Origin of the sequence: Listeria immobilis, assembly GCF_014322845.1 — a bacterium.
In the GTDB taxonomy this organism is placed as follows: Bacteria; Bacillota; Bacilli; order Lactobacillales; family Listeriaceae; genus Listeria; species Listeria immobilis.
In genome coordinates this window covers 1-4131 of record NZ_JAASUA010000022.1, presented here as the reverse complement: position 1 = coordinate 4131, position 4131 = coordinate 1, and the positions used below count along the sequence as shown (strand labels likewise).

At 35.4% G+C, this 4131-nt stretch carries 2 protein-coding genes; both read left to right on the top strand.

Annotated elements, in window-relative coordinates; translation table 11 throughout:
* Positions 1 to 15 precede the first annotated feature (15 nt).
* Positions 16 to 171 (top strand): LPXTG cell wall anchor domain-containing protein, encoded by a 156-nt coding sequence (locus tag HCJ45_RS15215; protein ID WP_185398431.1) that lies wholly within the window; start codon positions 16 to 18, stop codon positions 169 to 171.
* A gap of 547 nt (positions 172 to 718) precedes the next feature.
* Positions 719 to 4131 (top strand): adhesive domain-containing protein (locus tag HCJ45_RS14890; RefSeq protein WP_221637532.1); only part of this gene is annotated, 3413 nt, incomplete at its 3' end.

Below are 4131 nucleotides of genomic sequence, written 5' to 3'. Positions count from 1 at the left end.
AGCATTCAGCCAACGGTGACAAAAGAACCTACCAAACAAGCGAAAGAAAAAAGTTCCTTGCCAAAAACAGGGGACAGCACACAAAATAGTGGTATATTAGCCGGATTAGCACTTCTATTATTCGGTATAGCGCTATTCATGAGACATTCAACTAGAAAAAATAAAAAATAAACTAATAAGCTTAATATCAGTGATTAGAAAAATGGATTTAGGTAGGACCTTTATAAAGGACACCTAAATCCGTTTTTTTGTTAAACCGGTAAATTTATAGCTTGATAAAGTTATATGAATGAAGTTGGGAGAAATATTTTGAGTTATGTTTTTTATTGTTAATAATGCACATATTTTGTCAATTTTTTATAACATTTTTTCTTATATTTACTAGAAAAAATAAAAAATTAAGCATTCGTTTTCTGTATGTCTACTCTTAAAGTTCTCATTTTAAGATAAGTAATGGAGCCATTTTTGTTCGTTTTTTCACAAAGTAAGTCGATATATTTAAATCTAATTCCGATTAAACTAAGTGGAATTTAACAATGTTCACAAAAACAATTTAAAAACGTGTAATTTACACATGCGATAGATGCCCAACCTGTTAATATAATAATAGACTTACATGAGTGTTGTAGTCAAAATTAAGCGTAAATCTCATAATGACACCTGATTTTGTATGAAAAAGGTTTATGAAATTCCGCAACAAAAAAGAAAGGGTGGAAAAATGTCTAGACACAAAAAGGCTAGATTTAAAAGAGGATTTGCCAGTGTTGCTGCGTTATTATTAATAGTCCAAGCGTTTCTAACGCCTATTGCTGCCTCAGCTGCAACAAACAATAGCTCAAGTACAGAAGATAAAGTACTTAAGTTATCGGCAGACAATCAAAGTGTCAAAGTGAACTCGGATTTTGATGTTCATATTGCCCAGACTAGTGGGGACACTGCAACAATTGCTATTCCAAAAGGCATATCCTATGAAAAAATTGTTGACAACGATTTGAAAGACAACATCAAGGAAGCGACTTTTAACCAAGATAAATCAGAATTAAATATTATTTGGAAGGAGGATAAAAACGATAATTCTGCTGACTTAACATTGAAAGCTGGAAAAGCGGATAATTATGGTCTTATTGGTAAGACAACTGTAGATGGAAAGGAACATACATCGAATACATTGCTAATTATTGCAGAAAATTCAGCAGGTACACCGTCACTTCAATCAGGTAATATTAATACAGATATTGATATTGCGCCTGTAAGTAAAACGATTCAAGCTGGACAGGATGCTGTTTTTGCGTTGAATTTTAAAGTAACAGGAAGTCAAACTATATACCATAATGCAAATATCCAAGTAACACTTCCTAACAACGCTTCATTTACGCAAGATTTAAATGAATTGAAAATTTTCAATATAGCGCCCACATATGATGCAGCTACTCATCGCTTGACATATCATTTTGATACATTGAATGCTGGACAAGCAGAGCAAGTTCTTATTAAAGCACATTCTGAAAATGGTGAAACAGTAAATGGAACTACATTTGTTGCCAATGCGACTTTCACAGCAGATGATTTTACTGGAGATGCAACAGATGATGCATCGGTTACCGTAAAATCCTCTTCTAGTTTAGCTATTTCCAAAGAATATAAGCAAACTCTTAAGAATGGTACGACAAGTAGCGATCCAGCTGTTGAAGGTGACACAGGTGTATGGTCTATCAAAGTTAATGCAGACGCAAAAGATACAGGTCTACTTTACTTTAAAGAAGGTAGTAAAATTAAAGTGGTAGATACTATACCAACAGGATTAACATATGTTAGTGATGATTCAAATGGTGTGTATGATAGTAATGCACATACAGTAACATGGGAATTTGACGCACCGACAATTAATACACAAAAAGCAGTAGCAGATGGAGACTCCTTATTCAATAAAACCATTGAGGTTCGTACAACCTATGATACAGGTATAACTGAACCAACGGGATACACCAATAAAGCCTCTGTTTCTTCTGTGGATTATGGTGGTCAAACGATTTCTAAAGATGCTTCAGCCAAAACTTATGCTGGACCAGCTGGTAATGATGTTCCTGCCCCAAGTGGTGCAGTCTACTTTCCAACACATACAGGACCTTCTAATGGAAGTGGTGATATAGGAACAGGGGATAACAAAAATCCAAACCCGAGTGTTTATGATAGTGCACTTTTACGTTTTGATTTATTTAATCCAGCATATACTGCTAATAGTGGTACAATCCCATTTGATAAATATGATGTCACATATAATATAGATGATAATTTAAATTTGAACAAAATTGTAGTAGGAAATTCAGATTTTAATCCAGATGCTTTGCCCCCTGATGCAGTTGGTTTAGATGCTTCAACAGAGCCAAAAGCAAATATTTATGTGACTATTGATGGAGAAGAAACATTGTTAGTTGCAAACGCTGGTAAAGGAACATATAGTTTAGCGGATTATGGTTATTCTGCTAACGCACATATCAGTAATATTAGGTATAGTTATGTTAACCGAGGGGCCGGTACAAATAATTACGTTTCTATGTATTACAGTGTGAAAGAAGGCTACACAGGGAATGTTGCTAATACTGTCAACTATGATGTTGTCGGATATAATGCTGAGGGCAAACAAGTAGCTTGGGATAACAGTACGGATGCAAATGATGTTTCTACTGGGACGGGTACGAGAACAGCTTCCATCATTCCGCCACCACCTAACTCAGTTCCTATTTTAAAAAGCGCAGTATTTTTTACTGATGAAGAGAATGGTATTGTTAAAACAGGTAGTAATCACCTTGTTGGACGATTAATTAATGATAGTGCTTCAGTGAAACAAGCAACAGCACCACTTAGTGAGATGTTGCTACTTCCAAAAGGAGTGATAGTTGATACGGATGACCCAGCTTATCAAGTGTCAACAAATACGGAGTGGGGGGAAAGTACTTCCACTGGTATTAACCCAGAAGGAACCATAAAAATTGTTGATGGTAATTATAACGGAACTGGACAGCAACTAGTTGAAATTAAATGGAATGCAGATTCGATTTATCCGGGCTTACAACTTTCTTATCAATTTAACATTAAGATAGCAGACAATGCACCAAGTACTTTAACAACAATGGTTTATGGTTCTGTTGGAAATACTGATTTTGATGTACCAACCCAAACAGGAGATGCCATCACTAACTCTGTCAAAAAACAAGATACGAGTGATATCAACCAAAATGGCAATACCGATGAAAATTTAATAATATCAGGGAACAAATATAATATTATCCGTGAGGACAAAATATCTACTTCCAAATTAGTAAAAGGTGATCAGGATACTGGTTTTTCAAAATTTGGCCACACTTCATTAGGGGGAAACATTGATTATCAACTTAATTTAACTAATGATGGAGAGACACAAATCAATCAAATGGTATTAATGGATGTACTTCCATCTATTGGCGATTTAGGTATTACAGATAATTCGCAACGAGGTAGTCAATTCACACCAACTATGACAGGACCAATTAAGGTTCCCGATGTTTGGGCTGGAAAAGTGGCTATTACGTATAGTACCGCTACTAATCCAATGAGAGACGATTTAACTCAAAATGTGCTTTATCCAGAAACAACTAATCCAATCGTTAATCCTATGGATTCACAACAACCGAATTGGACCGATGAAATTGCTGTGACTGATTGGACTCAAATTCATAGCTTTAAGATTACTTTACTTGATAATGCAGAATTTAAAACTGGAGATAACATCATGTTAAGCTTCTCTATGCAGGCACCAAGTGATTTGAGTTCAGATTTAACCAATAGATCTATTGATGAACAAACTCGAGCAGCATGGAACTCCTTTGCTTTTGCTTCTAATAATTTACAAGTAGTTGAGCCTGAACGTGTTGGTGTCGTTGTGAATGACGCTCCAGAAGAACCAATTATTCACAAAGATGTGAATGACAAACAACATGAAGACTTGACGAACCGAGATGATAGTTTTGATTGGCATGTGAATGCAAGCTTTGGCAACACGACTTCTACATGGACACAAGCAAGTATCACAGATTCCATCAATGACTTATTAGAGATCCAAAACGTGACGGTAGTAGATGAAAATGGAACCGA